This is a genomic window from Streptomyces sp. NPDC058289, assembly GCF_042880975.1.
GTDB lineage: Bacteria > Actinomycetota > Actinomycetes > Streptomycetales > Streptomycetaceae > Streptomyces > Streptomyces stoeckheimensis.
On the sequence record NZ_JBHVYI010000010.1, the window covers coordinates 1 to 17243 of the forward strand.

Below are 17243 nucleotides of genomic sequence, written 5' to 3' on the forward strand. Positions count from 1 at the left end.
ACGACGACGACGACGACGACATCGAACACGATCGACTCCCGGAAGATGCATCGGTCAGCACGACCAGCACCATCGCCCTCTCTTGCCGACCACGGCAGAGACCACCAGGGAGGCCCGGCTCCAGTGGCATGGGGACGAAATTGTCTGTCATGTCTGACACAAGAGGGGTGTCAATGCGTCAGATATGATCTGAACCCCAGCCCAGATGTTCCAAAATGAAGGTTTCCCCATGGCTCTGGTCGACCCCAGCGGTGAAATGGAGACCGACTCCCGCTTGGAGGAAGTACGGCTACCGGAGTTGCTGCGGGCCTGGCGTGCCGATGCCGGTGAACGGGCGGGGCGTGACAAAGCGCTTTCGCAGAAGGAGATCGCCAAGCGTGCGGAGGTCAGCGAGCGCTGGTACCGCAGCCTGGAGGGCGGGCAGCCGGTGTCCCTGACCGGGGACGTGCTGGAACGCCTGGCCGCGGCGCTCGCTCTGGGCCCCGACGAGCGCATGGTGCTCTACACCCAGGCGTACGGCGGCGCCACCCCGCTGGAACCGAGCATCGAGGGTACCGACAAGGGCGCCCTGCAGGCGCTGATCCGGCTGGCGGAGATGCCGGAGAAGCTCCCCCACTACCTGACCGACCACGCCTGGAACGTCCTCGCCTACAACCCCATGATGCTCGAATGGTTCCCCTGGGTGGGCAGGCCGTCGGCCAATCTCATGCGGTGGGCCCTCACCAGCCCCGAAGCGCGCACGCAGCTCGTGGACTGGCGCCGGCACGCCGAGGTCTACCTGGGCCAGCTCAGGTACGCGCTGGCGGGCAGGCCGAACGACCTCGCCCTGCGCGAGCTGCAGGACGAGCTGCTGGCCGTTCCGGCGTGCCGGGAGATCTGGGACGAGGACATGTGCGTGGTCGCCTACCGGCAGGGGCACCGCTTCCCCCTGGACCTCCCGCACGTCCGCCCCGAGCGGTTCACGGTCAGCTCCCACGTACTGCTGCCCGCCTACCTCCCCGGCATCCGGTACGTGGCTCTGATGCCGTCCGAGGGCTGATCCCGCCGCGAACGACGCCTCCACGGCCCGCTCGCTCCATGCCGGCCCGCGCTCAAGCCCGGGCGCCCCACGCCAGCCGGTTCACCAGCGTGACCCCGTGGCCGGCGAAGTCGAGCGTCACCCGGTCGCCGTCCGCCATCTCGTGCCCGGCGTGGAAGCTGCTGCGGTCGGCGCCGATGTACACGTAGTGCACCCGGCCGGGGCGGCGCAGGGCCTCGTAGTCCATGAGCGTCGCCATGATCGTGTCGAGGTCGTAGAACAGCGCGTCCGTGCCGGTCGTGAACGGGCCCGACCAGACCACGGCGCCGTCCCGCTCGATCACCGTCTCACCGGTGACCCGGGGCGGGGGCGGGCCGACGTGCAGGGCGGGCGAGATCGCTGCGTCGCAGAGCTTGGCGTACGACAAGTGCCCGTTGTGCTGCTTGAACCGGCCGATGTCGGTGACGTCGTTGCCGAAACTGTGCCCCATGTAGACGGGCCTGCCCGTCTTCTCATCGCCCACGTAGACGAGGACGACCTCCGCCTCCTCGCACACGGCGACCGCGTCGAACGGTACGGACAGCGGCTCGCCGGACAGCTTCAGCGCGTCTCCGAGTCCCTTCACAAACCAGTTGGGCTGATCCGGAGTTGAGGCATCCGCCTTGACGTTGTGGGTCATCATGAAGCCGCTCACCACGGCATCGCCGACGTGCTCCGGCATCAGCGGGGGCAGCATCCGGACCCGGCGCCTGTCCTCGGCGCGTACGTCCAGCCGCTCGCGCCCGGCGGTCAGCGCGTCAGCGCTCCCGCCCAGCCCCTCGATCAGCCCCGACTCGGCCATCAACGCGCCGAGTTGATCGCCGCCCAGTGCGTACAGCCGCAGATCCGTGTCGTCCCGCGGTACGCCGAGGCCGAACCAGCGCTCGTTGTCGTAGGTGCATTCAAACAGCACCGTCATGGTGGATCGCCTCCCGGACGAATCTCGTACAGCCGCTTGCGCCGACCCGGACAGTACGCCATGCGATGCGGCACTTTCTTGCCGCTCCGGGACTCACCCTCCGCCCGCAAGATTGTGGGTGGAACGGGCCATCGACCGGCAAATCTTTACCTATTGACAGTCCGAGAGACCCATTTGTAGCGTCCTCCCCAGAGATAGCCACTGCCCGCCGTGCCGGCCCCGGCCGCCACCGTGCATCACGCCGAAGGCGCGTGATCGGCGCAACTGCAGTGAGCGACCGCAGTGATTCACAGCGGTCTGACCGCCGGTCCGGCTCGACCGAACAACAGAGCCGAAGCAGAGACGTAGTTCAGCGGCCGATGTCGATCTCGCGTTGGCCCGGCTACGTACGTCCGCTCAACGAATACCAGGGGAATGAAGACGATGCGTTTGTCCAGGTCGTTCTGGCTACTGTGGTCCGGCCAGACCGCCAACCGCTTCGGCGCGCTGGTGCCCGCCTTCCTCGTCATCTACCTCGAAACGAGCAAGATCGCCTCGAAGGCCACCACTCCGATCATTCTCGGCCTGTTCGGGGCCGGTGTGGTCGTGGCGGGGCTCATCGGCGGGGTCGTGGCCGACCGGTTCGGAGCCCGACGGGTCATTCTGACGGCCCAGTTGGGCGTCGTCGCCACTGCCGCCGTACTGGCCTTCGTCGACAACATCTACCTGATCGGTGCGTGCTCGCCGCTGGCGGGTCTCCTCACGGCGGTGGACCGTCCGGCGGCCGCAGGTCTGGTGACCGTGCTCGTGCCGAAGGAACACTTCACGAAGGCGTACAGCATTCTGCACGTGGGCTTCAACATCGGCGCCTCACTGGGGCCGGTACTGTCCGGCTTCGCCCTCGCGATCTGGCCGCCCGCGCTGTTCCTGCTCTGGGCCGGAGCCGGTGTCCTCTATTTCGTACTGGTCTGGGTACTGCCGAAGGACCAGCTCACGCAGGAGGGGCACACCGCCGAGCCCTGGTCACCGCGCCGTGCGGCCGCCGACATGATGGAGCCGTTCCGCAGCCCGGTGCTGCTGACCTTCCTCGGCCTGTCCTTCCTGCTGGCCTGTGTCTACCTTCAGTTCGAGGCCGCGCTGCCGCTGCACATGGACCACGAGGGCATCTCCCCGTCCACCATCGGCCTGGTCTTCGCGGTGAACGCGGTCCTCATGGTCGCCGCGCTGCCCTTCGTGCCGAAGGTCACCGAGCGAATGCAGGAAAACACGCCGCTGGTGATCGGTGCCGTTCTGGTGGCGATCGGATTCGGTCTGAACGCACTGGCACACAACGTGCCGTGGTTCATCGGCGCCCTGGTGATCTGGACGCTGGGCGAGGTCATCTACGTACCGATGGCCTCCACCTTCCTGGCCCGCCGTTCACCGGACGGCAAGGCCGGCACTTATCAGGGCTCCTTCTTCTTCGCCTGGAACCTCGGATTGATCGTGGGCGGACCACTGGGCATCGTCATCGCCCGCCAATTCGGATTCGCCGTGCTGTGGGCGGTGCTGGCAGCCGTCGGATTCGCGGTGGCGATCGGATTCAAATCAATGAGCAAGATTTCGGGTTACGAGGACGTGCCGGGTGACTCGGAAATGACACCCGCCTAAGCGCATCGCACCGCACCGCACCGCATCGCACCGCATGACGCAACAAAAAGAACGGGGAAATCCAATGGAACGCATCGCGATCGTAGGCAGCCGGACCGACATGGCCAGGCACGCCAAGGAACTCGGTCTGGAGGTCGTGCTCGTACACTCGCCGGGCAGCCGCCCCGACCGCGTCCAGCGGTACGTGGACCACATGATCGAATGCCCGGTCGCCGACCCGGAGGCCGTGCTCGACGTCCTGGCCCCGCTGCACCACGAGCGCCCCTTCCGGCGCATCCTCGCCCCCGGAGAGGACGCCGTGCTCACGGCCGCGGTCGTGAGCGAGAAGCTCGGCATCCCCGGCAACAGCGTCGAGACCGTCCGCGCCATCAAGAACAAGGTGCTGACCCGGCAGGCGATGGACCGCGTGGGGATCAGCCCGGTGCTGCACCGCGTCGTGGCGAGCGAGGCCGAGCTGCTCGGCTTCCTCGCAGAGGTCGGCGGCAAGATCATCCTCAAGCCGGTCGACAGCACCGGCAGCCTCTCCACCCTGCCTGTCGACAACGAGGAGCAGGCGAGCCTCGCTTGGGCGCTGTACGTCGCGGACGGGCACACCGAAGGCCTCGTGGAGGAGTTCCTGGAAGGCCCCGAGGTCACGCTGGAGTCGTTCTCCGTCGCCGGGACACACCACCCGGTCGGCATCGACGAGTACCTCAAGGCACCCGGCCAGGCCGTCGAGATCGGTGACCTCTTCCCCGGCCGGGTCTCCACCGAGAACCGCGACGAGATGGTCCGGCTGATGTCCGCGCTGCTGGATGCCGTCGGCCTCGTCGAGGGCCCGTCGCACACCGAGTTCATCCTCACCGACAAGGGTCCGCGCGTCTTGGAGACGCACTGCCGGATCGGCGGCGGCGCCATCAACGAACTGGTCAAGCGCTCCTACGGCGTCGACCTCTCCCGGCTCCAGGTGTCGGTGCCGCTCGGCCTGGAGACGTTCACCCCGCACTCGCTGGACTCCGGCAAGGGCGCGGTCATGATCTTCTTCATGCCGGAGCCCGGCCTGGTGACGAGCATTTCCGGTCTGGACACCCTCGGCGTTCCCGTGCACCAGATGCCGATCGAGAAGTCGTGGACCGGGCTGGTCGGCCTCGACCCGATCCGGGACGCCGAAGTGGGCGTCAACCTCTGCCTCGAGGTCGGCGAGGTCGCGATCCCGGTCCGCAACAACTGGGAGCTCCTCATGGGCTTTGTGATCGCCAACGGCGAAGACGCGGACCACGCGGTGGCGCGCGCCGAAGAGGTCCTGGCCGCCATCACGATCGAGACCGAGCCGGTGGACGACGTCCCCGCTGCCTGAACGCGCACACGCGCCCCGTGGCAACGCTTCGCGGCAACGCTTCGTGGCAACGCTGAACAGAGAGAGGTAAGGGACATGAGCACCGCCGTCTCGCCGGCGTCCGGAACAGCCGTACAGAACAGCACCACGTACTCGAGGCAGCAGGCCGTCAACTCCTCGGTCGTCACGAGTGCGTTCGTGGACCGGGCGAGGACCGCCCTGGAGCGGCAGCGCGCGATCTGCGCCTCCCCGCAGGAGCACGCCGACCGCGTGTTCAAGGACATTCTCGACCAGGCCGAAGGCACGTACTTCGGCAAGAAGCACGGGCTGAGCGCGGTCCGCACCCTCGCGGACTGGAAGAAGGCCGTCCCGGTGCGCTGCTACCCGGCCTTCGAGCCGTACATACAGAAGCTCCTCGACGGCGACACCAACGTCCTGACCCGCAGCGATCCCTACGCCTTCCTCAAGACCTCGGGATCCAGCGGCAAGCCCAAGCTGATCCCCACCACGCGGCACTGGCGCAACCTCTACCGCGGCCGGGCGCTGTACGCGCAGTGGGGGCTCTACTTCGAGAGCATCGGCTACGACCGCTCCCGCGGCGCCTCCGTGCTCGACCTGTCCTGGGAGCGCACGGCCTCGGTCCAGCCGGTGGGCGCCTTCCCCAGCTACTCGATCTCCCAGCGCCCCGCCTCGGTCAGCAGCGTCGACTGGACGCCGCCGTGGTACGAGGAGGACTGGTTCCAGGGCCTTGAGGACGAAGACTACAAGACCGGCCTCTACCGCAAGCTGCGGCTACTGGCCTCCTCGGACGTACGGATCATCGTCGCGCTCAACCCGTCGAAAATCGTCGGCCTCGCCGAACAGCTCACCGAACACGCCGGGGACCTGATCGCCGACCTGCGCCACGGCACGCTCGCGGGCCTGCGGTGCGGGGGCGCCGATCCGGTCCTCGCGGACCGGCTGGAGGCCCTGCGCCGGACGAACGGCGGCGGCCTGCGCATCGCCGACCTGTGGCCGAACCTCTCGCTGGTGGTGTCGTGGAACTCCGCCTCGGCCGCGCTGTACCAGCCGTGGCTGGAGGAGGTCACGCCGGGCGTGCCGAAGCTGCCCTTCAGCGCCACCGGCACCGAGGGCATCGTGACCATCCCGGTGGACGCCCACGACGCGGCCGGCCCGCTCGCCATGGACCTCGGCCTGTACGAGTTCGTGCCCGTCGAGGGCCGCGACGACGAGGCGGACCTGGAGCCGGACGTGGAGACGGTCGGCTACCGCGACCTGGAGGCCGGCCAGACCTACAACGTCGTGATGAGCCAGGCCAACGGCCTCTACCGGTACGACCTCGGCGACCGCTACACGGTGGTGGACCGGGTCGGCGAGGTGCCGCGGATGGCGTTCGCCGGGCGCAGCGGCTTCGGCAGCTCGTTCACCGGCGAGAAGCTCACCGAGGAGGACGTGCACAACGCCGTCCGGCTCGGACTGCGCGACGACTGGCGCCTGCGGCCGCTCTTCACGTGCATCCCGGTGTGGAACACCCCGCCCGGCTACACGCTGGCGATCGAGTGGCCGGAGGAGCTCTCGCTGACGCCCGAACGGTTCGCGGCGCAGGTCGAGGACCAGCTCCAGGCGCTCAACATCGAGTACGCCGAGAAGCGGCGCACCGAGCGGCTCACCCCGATGCGCGTCCTGGCCGTGCCGCCGGGCACCTTCGCCGCGGTCGACCAGCGCCGCCAGGCCGAAGGGGCCTCGCCCGCCCAGCTCAAGCACTACTGGATCCAGCGCAACGGCGACCTGCTCACGTACTTCGAAGGGTCACCGCAGAAGTAGGCATCCGGCCCGCCCTTCGCGGGGCGCGGCCAAGGCCGTACGCACACCGCCCGGCATCGCGCCGGACGTTTCGATGGGGGATCGAACTCCGTTGTACCCGAAAGACATTCATCAGATATCCGAGCTTGCGGCTGCCGACGGCACGGTGCTCGCCCTGCACCACTGGGCCCCGAAGGACGGCGTAACCGCCCGCGGCGTGCTGTTCTACGTGCACGGCATCCAGAGCCACGCGAGCTGGCTGTTCGAGACCGGGCCCGAGCTGGCCGCGCGTGGCGTGGTCACGTACGCGTTGGACCGCCGCGGCTCGGGCGTGAGCGGCGGGGTCCGGGGCGACCTGCCCTCGGCCGACACCGTCCTGGAGGACTACCGGCTGGGCCTGGCCACGGCGCGTCGGGAGCACCCGGAGCTGCCGGTCACGCTCCTGGGGCAGAGCTTCGGCGGCAGCATCGTCGGGGCCCTGGCCGCCGTGGGCGGCCTGGACGTCGCCACCGTCGTCTACTGCACGCCCGCCCTGGGTCAGCAGCGGGCGCGGTTCGGTGCCGTCGGCCGGGCGGCGGTGCGGCAGCTCTCCGGCCAGGAGCGCGCGCCCATCGCGCTGGAGGACGAGGACTACACCGGCGAGGCGCGCTACCTGGAGTTCATGGCGAACGACCGGTTGATGCTGCGTCAGATCACCGATCGCACCCGGGCCGCCATGGTCGCGCTGGAGGACTCCTACACGGGACTCCAGGCGCCCGTAGCCCCCGGTCCGGACATCCACTTCGTCCGTGCCGAGCGTGACCCGATCATCGACCTGGACGTATCGGAGAAGACGCTGCGCGAACTGCACGGCGACTTCAGCACCACGTCGTTCGCCGCCCGGCACCACTACATCGAGTTCTCCCCCGCCCGGCGGGACTACTGGGACTGGCTGGCGGGGATCGTCGTCCCGACGGTGCCGGCGTGATCACCGAGGTACGGGTGGCCGCGGTCACCCTGCCGATGGGCCGGCCGTTCGTACACGCCGGGAAGGCGCGGGCCACCACCGCCTCGGTGGTGGTCTCGGTCCGCGCGGCCGGACACGAGGGCTTCGGCGAGGGCGCACCCCGGGAGTACGTCACCGGGGAGTCCCTGGCCGGCGCGGTCGAGGCGCTTCGGGCGTTCGGCCCCGAGCAGCTGAACCGCCTGGTCGACGTGACGGACCTCGACACGGCGCTGCGCGCGCTGGCGGAGCTGGACCTGCCCGTCGTGGTCGGCGGCGCCCGCCCGATGCCCGCCGCGGCGGCCGCGCTGGAGCTGGCCCTGTTCGACCTGGTCTGCAGGATCCACGGCGTGCCGGGCGCGGAGGCGTTGCGCCGGGTCCCCGGCTTGGCGGACACGCTGACCGGGCAGCCGGAGCCGGTGGCCGTGTCCTACGTCCTGGACATGGCCAAGGACCCGGCGGCCACGCTGGGACGGCTGGACCCCGAGGCCCTGCGGTCGGTCCGGCACATCAAGCTGAAGGCGACCCGTGACGTCGGCGACTGCGTCCGGCGGGCCGGGTACGTACGGGAGAAGTTCGCCCCCGGGGCCACCCTGTCGGTCGACGCCAACGGCGACTGGGACCGCGCTACGGCCCTGCGCGCGGCCCACGCGCTGCGACCGCTGGGCATCGCCTGGTTCGAGGAGCCGGTGGCCCCCCGCGACTGGTCGGCCATGCGGGCCGTCCGCGAGGAGGGCGGCATTCCGGTGATGCTCGACGAGTCCTGCTGGGGACCCGGCGACCTGAACACGGCCGCCCGGCTGGGCGCCGCCGACCTGGTCAACGCCCGCGTCAGCAAGTGCGGCGGCCTCTTTCCGACGCTGCGGCTGATCCACCACGCCCGGGGGCTGGGGCTCGACGCCCAGCTGGGCGTGCACGTCGGCGAGGTCGGCCCGCTGTGGGCCGCCGCCCGGCTCCTGTCCTGCTCGGTGGGTCGGCTGGCCACCGTGGAGGCGGGCAAACAGGACGAGTGGTTCCCCACCCCGCTGACCGAACCGCCCTACCGGGTGGACCGGCGGCACTACCTCGCCCACCCCCTGGGGGGCGTGGGCCTCGGGCTGATCCCGGCCCCGGCGCTGCGGAACGCCTGCCGCTGGACGGTGGCGGACGGCCGGGCGCACACGAGACACGACAGCACCGCGACAACGTACGGCAACAGCACAGGAGATCTGTCATGACGAAGCGCACCGCCCTGCTCATCGGCGCCGCGGGAGGAATACTCCAGGACGTGGCGCGGGGGCTCGCCGCCGCGGGCCACAGCCTCGTCCTCTTCGACAAGAACGAGGAGGCGGTGACCCGCCTCGCGGAGGAGCTCTCCGCGCAGACGAAGACCGAGGCCGTGGTCGGCGACATCACCGACATCCCGGCCGCCGAGCAGCAGCTCACCGAGATCGTCGCACGGCACGCGCCGTCCATTCTCGTCAACGGCGTCGGCGGCGACACCCGCGTCATCGGCTACGCCGACCTGGAGCGGGGCCACTTCGACCAGACGTATCTGGAGAACGTGGTCAGCACCTGGATCGCGGTCAAGGTGTGCGCGCCCGCCATGGCCGCCGACGGCTACGGCCGAATCGTCAACTTCGCCTCCACGGGCGGTCGTACGTACAGCCACTTCAACAACGCCGCCTATGTGGGCGCGAAGGCGGCCGTCATCGGCATGACCAAGCAGATGGCCTACGAGCTCGCCGGCACCGGTGTGGTGGCGAACGTGGTCGCCCACGGCCCGATCGCGACCGCTCGGGTGGCCGGTGCCTTCGAGCGCCGCGACCCGGCGGCGCAGGAGGCCGTTCTCTCCCGCCTGCCGATGGGCCGCTACGGCACGGTTTCCGAGGCCGCGGGCAGCGTGCTCCACCTGTGCTCCGAAAGCGCGGGCTACTCCACCGGCTCCGTCATCGACATCAACGGCGGCCTTTACATGTGACCCGGCCTCCGGGCCACCACCACGCGAGGAGATTTCCGTGTCGGTATTCGTCGTCGAGTTCGAGTACAACGTGGGCCGTGACGAGCGCGAGAGGGTCCACGCGGACCACGCGGCCTACCTGAAGAGCCTGACCGATCAGGGCGTCCTGCTGGCGGGCGGGCCGCTGCCGGAGGAGAACACCGGCCTGCTCGTGTACGCCACCGAGGACCGTACGGCCCTGGACGCGATCCTCACCGAGGAGCCGTACGCCAAGGCCGGTTTCATCGCCGCCACTCGCGTGCGCGAGTGGCGTCCGGGCAAGGGCTGCTGGGTTGCCGCCCGGTCATGACCGCCACGGCGAGGACATCCGCCCGGACCGCCGCCGGGAAGCACCACAGGAAGTGAAAGAGAGAGCAATGAGCGCACCACTGGTGGATCCGACGACCGTACGGGAGCGCGGCATCACCGGGACCGACGGAGGGGTGTCCTTCGCCCTCGAGCAGCTGCACGCGTCCCTCGTCGACCCGCAGATGGACTCGATGCGGCTGCTGAGCGAGACCACGATGACGTTCCCCGACGCGATCTCGTTCTCCAACGGCGCGCCCTTCGACGGCACGCACGACGTCGCGAAGCTGCCCCTGTACCTGGAGCGCTATCTGGAGCACCTGCGGGAGACCGGGGTGCCGGAGAAGAAGATCTCCCGACTGATGTTCCAGTACGGCCCGGTGAACGGTTTCATCCAGGAAGAGGTCGCGCGCAACCTCAAGCAGGACGAGGGCATCGACGTCACGCCCGATTCCATCATGATCACCCAGGGTGCCCAGGAGGCCATGGTGATCGCCCTGCGGGCCCTGTTCACCGCGCCGGACCAGGTGCTGCTGACCGTCTCGCCCGCCTACGTCGGCATCGTGGGCGCCGCCAAGACCCTCGGCATCCCGCTGCGCGGCGTGCTGGAGGGCCCGGGCGGCCTGGAGCCCGAGGCGGTCGCCGAGGCCGTGCGGGCCGTACGGGCCGAGGGCAAGCAAGCGGTGGCGCTCTACCTGATCCCCGACTTCTCCAACCCGTCGGGCACCCGGCTCACGCTCCAGGCGCGGAAGGAGCTGCTGGCCGTGGCCGCCCGGGAGGAGCTGATCCTCCTGGAGGACAACCCGTACGGGCTGTTCGGCCGCGAGGGCCGGGAGCTTCCCACGCTCAAGTCCCTCGACGACACGCGCCAGGTCGTCTACCTGGGCTCGTACTCCAAGACCGCGTTCCCCGGCGCGCGGGTCGGCTTCATGGTCGCCGACCAGCCGGTGACCGGCCCGGCCGGCACGCAGCGGCCGCTGGCCGCCGAGCTGTCGAAGACCAAGAGCTTCCTCACCGTGGGCACCTCCTCGCTCTCCCAGGCGGTGATCGGCGGCATCCTCGTCGAGGCCGGCTACGACCTGCGCAGCGCCAGCCGCGCAACGGCGCAGGTCTACCAGGAGCGCCTCCAGGCCGTCCTGGAGGTGCTCGCCGTGCACTTCCCGCCCGAGGAGCAGGCGCAGCACGGCGTCAGTTGGAACGTGCCGGACGGCGGGTTCTTCCTGATGCTGCGGGTCGGCTTCGAGGCGGACCTCGCGGCCATGGCGCGCTCCGCCCGCGACTACGGCGTCAGCTGGGCGCCGATGACCATGTTCTACGTCGACGGCGGCGGCGACCGGGTGATCCGCCTCGGATTCAGCAACCTGACGGTCCCGGAGATCCACGAGGGCGTCGCCCGCCTCGCCCGCTTCCTCAACGACACCCCGCGCACCGACCGCTGAACGCGGTGCCACTCCCGCAGGACCACCCACCGAACACGGAGGAACACGCCATGGACGCCCAGAGCGTTTTCGTACTGACCGACGAGGAGCGCGCGCAGCTCGGCGAGGTCGCCGACGAGCTGGCCGCTTCCCAGCCCGCAGAGATCGACCACCCGGCCTGGATGAGCCGGGGCCGCGACCTCTCCGTCACGATCCCCGCCCGACTGGCGGCCCGCATACGCCAGTTCCGCCACGACCCGGGCCCGGACGGCAGCATCCTGATCCGCAACCTCCCGGTGCGCGAGGCCGATCTGCCGGACACCCCGCAGGCCCTGGGCTCGGTGGAGAAGACGCCCGGTCACTCCTCCTCGGTCATCGCCCTGGCCACCCTCCAGCTCGGCGAGATCATCGCCTACCGCAACGAGAAGTCCGGCGCGCTGGTGCAGAACGTCGTGCCGGTGCCCGGCCAGGAGGCCGAGCAGAACAACGCCGGTTCCAAGCGGCTGGGCATGCACGTGGAGAACACGTTCCACGACAACCGCCCCGACTTCGTGGCGCTGTTCTGCGTACGGGCCGACCACGACCGGGTCGCGGAGCTGCAGGTGACCTCCGTCCGTCAGGCGCTGGGGCTGCTGTCCGACGCGGACCGCAAGGTGCTGTCCGCGCCGCGCTACGTCACTCCGCCGCCGTCCTCGTTCCCGACGCAGAGCGCGTCCGAGGCGCACGCGCTGCTGATCGGCGCCGAGGACGACCCGAACGTGCGCGCCGACTTCATCAGCACCGAGGCCCTGGACGAGGAGGCCTCGCGGGCCAAGGACGCCCTGGAGGATGCGTTCGCGGAGGTCGTACAGGGCATCAAGCTGGAGCCCGGCGACCTGGCGATCGTCAACAACCACCTGGTGCTGCACGGCCGGAGCCACTTCACGCCCCGCTACGACGGGAAGGACCGCTGGCTGCACCGGACCTTCATCCAGCTCGACCACCGCCGCTCGCGCGCCGTCCGCCGGGACAACGGCAACGTCCTGGACTAGTCCGCCACCCGAACGCGGTGCGGCGCCCGGACCGCGTTCGGGCGCCGCACCGTCCACCGAAGGAGGGCACTGTGCGCGTTTCGCTGGTACAGATCGATGTGGACCCCGACGAGCCGACGCGGGACCGGCGCGCCCGCGCCGCAGCTCTCGTACGGGCGCAGCGCGGCCGCGACCTGGTCGTGCTGCCCGAGCTGTGGACGGTCGGCGCGTTCGCGTACGACGCGTGGGAGGGCGCGGCCGAGCCGCTGGACGGCCCGACCTCCGAGGCCATGTCGGCGGCGGCGCGGGACGCCCGCGTGTGGCTGCACGCCGGTTCCGTGGTGGAGCGGGACGCGTCGGGAGGGATGTTCAACACCTCTCTCGTCTTCGACCCGGAGGGCGGACTGCGCGCCGCGTACCGGAAGATCCACCGCTTCGGTTTCGACGAGGGCGAGGCGGTCGTCATGGGGGGCGGCCGCGAGATCGTCACCGCGCCGACACCGTTCGGCACACTGGGCCTCGCGACCTGCTACGACCTGCGTTTCCCCGAACAGTTCCGGCTGTTGGTGGACGCGGGCGCGGAGCTCCTCACGATCCCGGCGGGCTGGCCGTCCAGCCGCCTCGAACACTGGCGCCTGCTGGCCCGGGCGCGAGCGGTGGAGTCGCAGGCCTACGTCCTGGCGTGCTGCACCGCGGGCACCCACGCGTGCGTCGAACAGGCGGGCCACAGCATGGTCGTCGACCCGTGGGGCACCGTCCTGGCGGAAGCGGGCCCGTACGAGGAGGTCCTGCACGCGGACCTCGACCCCGGGCAAGTCACCGAGATCCGCGCGGGGTTTCCCGTCCTACGGGACCGAGCCCTGGGCCTGCCGGACCCCCGGGGCCGAACCGGGGCGCCCGGGCAGGGGGCACAGGGCCGCGACGTCAGCGACCCGGGGCTTCGTCGCCGTCCGGACGCCGCCGCTACGACTGTCGCTTCCAGAGCGTCACTTCGGTGAGGTAGGTCGGGATGTCGTACTGCTTGCTGGTCGAGGCCTCGACGCCGACGATCTTCACCATCGCGAGGTTGCCCTTGGACGTAACCGTGCAGAGCAGATCGCCCCGCACGATGGCGCTGTCCGCTCCGGTGAGGGCGTCACTGTCCAGCTTGTCCGGAATGGGGTTCGTGGCGGCTCCCGTCGCGCACTGCTCCGGGGCGGGGCCCGTGCTCTTGCCGAACGGCGTTCCGCTTTCGACGGCTTCGAATCCCATCTGCAGCTCCCGGTTGCCGCTGGAGATCTCTCCGAACGGCGCCACCTTCGGGAAGTCGAGGTCCACGTCGTTGAACTTGCCGAACTCCCTGGGAGCCAGGAGCTTCAACGACTTGTCCTTGAACACCACCGTGTAGGCGGGAGCGGCAGGAGTCCGAGGCTGCGCGGACATCGATGCCTGGGTCTGCGGCTCGGACGCAGCGGCCTTCGGCTGGTCCGCCGCCTTGTCCCCGCCCTTGGCCTCGTTCCCGTTCTTGTCGTCGGCGCGCGTGACGTACCAGGTGCCGCCTGCCGCCAGGACGACGGCCAGGATCCCCGCGCCGACGACCAGGGGCATCCGGCTGCGGCCACGGTTCGGGGGAGCGGGGAAGGAAGCGGGGAAGGCAACGGGAGCGGGAGCGGGGACGGGAGCAGTGGCCGTGGCGGCGCCGTGGATCGCCGCCCGGGGGCCTGTTGTCCCCTGCATCGGATGACCCGGCCCGGACGCCTGCGTCGGCACGTACGTCGGGTTGTACGAGGGCGGCGGCGGGGTCTGCGGGGCCGGCTGCGGGGTCGTCTGCGACAGCTGCTCCCGCCGCGCTATCTCCGCCGTGAGCCCGGCGGGCAGCCAGTCCTTGAAGTCGCGCAGGGGGCGACCCGCCGACCGCCGGCACCACTCGGCCAGCTCGGCGGGCCCGGGCCGCCGGGTGGCGTCGGCCGCCAGGCAGCGCTCCAGCAACGGCCGTAGGGGATCCGGGTAGCCGCTCAGGTCCGGCGCCTGCTGCGGAGTGTTGGCGATCGAGGCGGCGATCGAGATTCCCGCGCCCTCGCCGTACGGGTGGCGCCCCGTGGCCACGACCGCGGCGATCAGTCCCAGCGCGAAGATGTCGGTTGCGGGAGTGACCTGGTGGCCCAGTGCATGCTCGGGCGACATGTACTGCGGTGTCCCGATGAACCCACCGCTGCGCGTGAGTTGGGTGGTGTCGGTGGCGCGCGCGATGCCGAAGTCGATCACCCAGGGGCCGTTCGAACTCAGCAGGATGTTGCTGGGTTTCAGGTCGCGGTGTATCACCGACGCGGCGTGTACGGAATGCAGCGCCTGTGCGGTGCAGCCGATCAGCTGGAACACGGCGGGCATCGGGAGCGGCCCGTGGGCGGCGAGCGCATCGTCGAGCGCCAGACCCGGTACGTAGGCGCTGGCGAGCCAGGGCTGTTCACCGCTGGTGTCGTGATCGACGACCGGCACGATGTGGTACCCCTGCACCCGGCGCGCTGCCTGGACCTCGTGCTCGAAGCGGGCACGGAAGTCCTGCTCCTGGGCGAACTCGCGCCGGATGACCTTCAGTGCGACCGGCTGGTTGCCCCTGGTTCGGGAGAGGTAGACCGATCCCATTCCGCCTTCCCCGATCCGCGCGAGCAGCCGGTAGCCGGCGATCTCCTGTGGATCGTTCGGCCCCAGTGGACTCAGCACGGCCTGGTCGGCGGTCGCCATTCAATTCCCCCTCGATGATCACGAAGTTGAGATCGTATCCGGGCTCGGTTCGCGTCCTGGCGAGGGAATGGCTTCCGGGTGCGGAGGGGCGGGCTGGGGCGAGGCGGTTGTCACGGTTCGGCAGATTATGCGCAATCTGGACTTCCTGCCCAAACTGGAAGCATCCCGTAGTCGCGGATGCCCAGTGTTTACGGGGCTCCGTACCCCACACGACACGAGGAGTTGCCGTCATGGGCGGTAGACAGGACAAGCGCAAGGAACCGGACAAGGCCCGCGAGCCGCAGGACCACCATCGCCCCGGAGACCCCGCGCACCCCCAGCCGGGCAAGTCGTCCCGCGAGCAGGGACGGAAGCAGGGACAGGAGCAGGGCCGGGAGGAGACCTCGCGCCGCCGCGAGGACGACCTGCTGCGCGAAGAAGACCTGTACGACGAGACGCTCTGAGCCGCCCGGCCGGACTAGGGTGCGGCTCCGCCCGCCGCAGGGTCGGTGGTGGGGGCGATGAGGATCTGGGCGGCCCGGGTGATGTTGTCGGCGCGGACCGCGCGGGCCATCGCTTCGCGGGCGGCATCGGCCGTGGTGTCCGGGGGAACCACCAGCAGCGCGAAGTGGTCGTTGTGACCGCGAGTGATGAGCACGGTGTCGTCGCCGACCGGGTCGGAGTCGAGGTGCACGACCTGGTCGTCGATGACCAGGCGGGGAGGGATGTCCCGCCAGGCGGTGGCGTCCACACCCACCCGCGCAATGGGCCCGAGGTGCCCGGTGAGTGCCGTGATCAGGGCGGGCAGCTCGGTCGCGAGGTCCCGGGAGCGCGGCCACCAGGCGCCGTCGAGGACCCCTCGGCGGGAGTGCGTGGTCTCCAGCCGCAGCAGCGCGGTGCCCGGCCTGACGGCTCGGTGGATCGCGTCCGGGAGGAGCTTCGGGGGGACGGCACCGGGGGTGGCGTCGGGGACGGCGTCGGGGACGGCACCGGAGGTGGCGGCGGGGGCGTCGGATGCGGCCATGATGGTCCGCCTGTCTCGCGGTGCGGCGACACCCCGTCCGGCCGACCGGCGGCGGCGTCGGAAGGCTCTTGAGCGGGAAATGCTTCCGTCGTTTCACGGTACTCCGCCCGCTCCCCCGGTGACGCACTCTCCCGGCGGACCGTCGCTGCCGGAAAATATGCTGGTCAGCACCGGCGTCCGGGACCTCTGACCGGAGTACCGTGGAGAGACCGGGAGTATTTCGCACACCCGCTCCGCTGCGGACGTCGTTTCCGGCGATCACTGCACCGGATCGTTCGCGAACGATCCGGGGACGGGTCCGCGACATGACCACGACCCTGAGCACGACCCTTCACCGCGCCGAGCCCCAGGTGCGTGCGCCCCTCGTCCCGGCGCGACTGTCCCTCACCCCGCAGACCGCTCTCGCGGGCCGGCTGGACGGTGCCTGGTGGCCCCGTTCCCGTGATCTCGCGACCGAGCTCCCCGCGCTGGCCGCCGCCCTGGCAGAGCCTTGGGGGCGCATCACCCGCGTCACGGTCAACCCCACCCGCTGGCCCGTCATCCCGCGCACGATTCCCGTGGCCGGACAGCAGACGCTGCACGTGGGCTGGTTCACCGAACAGGACCCCGACAGCCTGATCCTGCTCTCCTACACCGTCGGCCGCTGGGACCTCCTCGTCGTCCCGCCCGAGTCCGAGCCCGCCGCCGCGGCCCGGCTGATGGCCGCCGCCGCGATCCCCGGCAGCGTCCTCAGCCCGAGCGTGCTGAGGGCCAACGAAGCCGCCATCGGGCGCGGCATCCGCGACGCCCAGCGCCAGGAAGCCGGCTGGGAGAGCGAGGGCGGAGCTTGCATGTCGCCCGTCGGGATGCGGCTCGACCGGCACACCCTCCCGTTGCCCGGCAACGGCTGGAGGTGAGCTGCCGAGACCTCCCGGTCTCCCGGACGGCACCAGTCGTCGAGCCCACCCCACGGATGCCGACCGGTGAGGAACACACCTTCCTCATGACCGGGGCCGTCGGGGGGGGGGGGCGGGCCCGGCCCCCCCCCCGCCACCCCCCCCACAAACACACCCAACCCCACCAACACAAAAAAAAACACAAAAAAAACCACCACCACGCACAC

The 17243-nt window shown here is 70.3% G+C and carries 16 protein-coding genes; 13 read left to right on the forward strand and 3 right to left on the reverse strand.

What is annotated here, in order from left to right:
* Nucleotides 1–229 precede the first annotated feature (229 nt).
* Nucleotides 230–1039 (forward strand): helix-turn-helix domain-containing protein, encoded by an 810-nt coding sequence (locus ACFVX6_RS06985; RefSeq protein ID WP_389688771.1) that lies wholly within the window; start codon nt 230–232, stop codon nt 1037–1039.
* A 52-nt stretch (nt 1040–1091) separates the two neighbouring features.
* Here the strand turns inward: ACFVX6_RS06985 and ACFVX6_RS06990 are convergent, their stop codons facing one another.
* Nucleotides 1092–1976, reverse strand: a complete 885-nt coding sequence (locus ACFVX6_RS06990) for an FAH family protein (RefSeq protein ID WP_389688773.1) — start codon at nt 1974–1976, stop codon at nt 1092–1094.
* A gap of 423 nt (nt 1977–2399) precedes the next feature.
* On the opposite strand from ACFVX6_RS06990, the gene ACFVX6_RS06995 reads away from it, so the two are divergent.
* From ACFVX6_RS06995 to ACFVX6_RS07040, 10 genes are all read left to right on the forward strand, one after another.
* On the forward strand, nt 2400–3605 hold the full coding sequence (locus ACFVX6_RS06995) for an MFS transporter (RefSeq protein ID WP_389688775.1): 1206 nt from the start codon (nt 2400–2402) through the stop codon (nt 3603–3605).
* 64 nt (nt 3606–3669) lie between these two features.
* Entirely contained in the window at nt 3670–4941 is a 1272-nt protein-coding gene (locus tag ACFVX6_RS07000) for an ATP-grasp domain-containing protein (protein WP_389688777.1), read from the forward strand.
* Between the two features lie 75 nt (nt 4942–5016).
* Entirely contained in the window at nt 5017–6744 is a 1728-nt protein-coding gene (locus ACFVX6_RS07005; protein WP_389688779.1) for a GH3 auxin-responsive promoter family protein, read from the forward strand.
* Between the two features lie 91 nt (nt 6745–6835).
* A complete protein-coding gene (locus ACFVX6_RS07010) occupies nt 6836–7690 on the forward strand; it encodes an alpha/beta hydrolase (protein ID WP_389688781.1) in 855 nt (284 codons plus the stop codon).
* The gene (locus ACFVX6_RS07015; protein ID WP_389688783.1) at nt 7687–8922 is read left to right on the forward strand and encodes an enolase C-terminal domain-like protein; all 1236 of its coding nucleotides are present in this window, start codon (nt 7687–7689) and stop codon (nt 8920–8922) included. Before ACFVX6_RS07010 ends, ACFVX6_RS07015 begins: the two co-directional genes overlap by 4 nt.
* Nucleotides 8919–9665 carry an SDR family NAD(P)-dependent oxidoreductase gene (locus ACFVX6_RS07020; protein ID WP_389688785.1) on the forward strand — a complete coding sequence of 249 codons (747 nt, stop codon included), beginning with the start codon at nt 8919–8921 and terminating at the stop codon, nt 9663–9665. The genes ACFVX6_RS07015 and ACFVX6_RS07020 overlap by 4 nt, the downstream gene beginning before the upstream one ends.
* Nucleotides 9666–9702: 37 nt before the next feature.
* Nucleotides 9703–9993 (forward strand): YciI family protein, encoded by a 291-nt coding sequence (locus tag ACFVX6_RS07025; RefSeq protein WP_389688787.1) that lies wholly within the window; start codon nt 9703–9705, stop codon nt 9991–9993.
* A gap of 67 nt (nt 9994–10060) precedes the next feature.
* The gene (locus ACFVX6_RS07030) at nt 10061–11428 is read left to right on the forward strand and encodes a PLP-dependent aminotransferase family protein (protein WP_389688789.1); all 1368 of its coding nucleotides are present in this window, start codon (nt 10061–10063) and stop codon (nt 11426–11428) included.
* Between the two features lie 50 nt (nt 11429–11478).
* A complete protein-coding gene (locus ACFVX6_RS07035) occupies nt 11479–12438 on the forward strand; it encodes a TauD/TfdA family dioxygenase (protein WP_389688791.1) in 960 nt (319 codons plus the stop codon).
* Between the two features lie 71 nt (nt 12439–12509).
* Nucleotides 12510–13415: a carbon-nitrogen family hydrolase gene (locus ACFVX6_RS07040; RefSeq protein ID WP_389688793.1), complete on the forward strand. Its 906-nt coding sequence runs from the start codon at nt 12510–12512 to the stop codon at nt 13413–13415.
* Here ACFVX6_RS07040 and ACFVX6_RS07045 read toward each other — a convergent pair.
* On the reverse strand, nt 13381–15138 hold the full coding sequence (locus tag ACFVX6_RS07045; protein WP_389688795.1) for a serine/threonine-protein kinase: 1758 nt from the start codon (nt 15136–15138) through the stop codon (nt 13381–13383). The genes ACFVX6_RS07040 and ACFVX6_RS07045 overlap by 35 nt on opposite strands.
* Nucleotides 15139–15368: 230 nt before the next feature.
* On the opposite strand from ACFVX6_RS07045, the gene ACFVX6_RS07050 reads away from it, so the two are divergent.
* Nucleotides 15369–15581, forward strand: a complete 213-nt coding sequence (locus ACFVX6_RS07050) for a hypothetical protein (protein ID WP_389688797.1) — start codon at nt 15369–15371, stop codon at nt 15579–15581.
* 14 nt (nt 15582–15595) lie between these two features.
* Here the strand turns inward: ACFVX6_RS07050 and ACFVX6_RS07055 are convergent, their stop codons facing one another.
* Nucleotides 15596–16141, reverse strand: a complete 546-nt coding sequence (locus ACFVX6_RS07055) for a DUF5994 family protein (protein WP_389688799.1) — start codon at nt 16139–16141, stop codon at nt 15596–15598.
* 305 nt (nt 16142–16446) lie between these two features.
* Here ACFVX6_RS07055 and ACFVX6_RS07060 point away from each other — a divergent pair, with 305 nt between their 5' ends.
* Entirely contained in the window at nt 16447–17037 is a 591-nt protein-coding gene (locus ACFVX6_RS07060; protein WP_389688801.1) for a DUF5994 family protein, read from the forward strand.
* Nucleotides 17038–17243 lie beyond the last annotated feature (206 nt).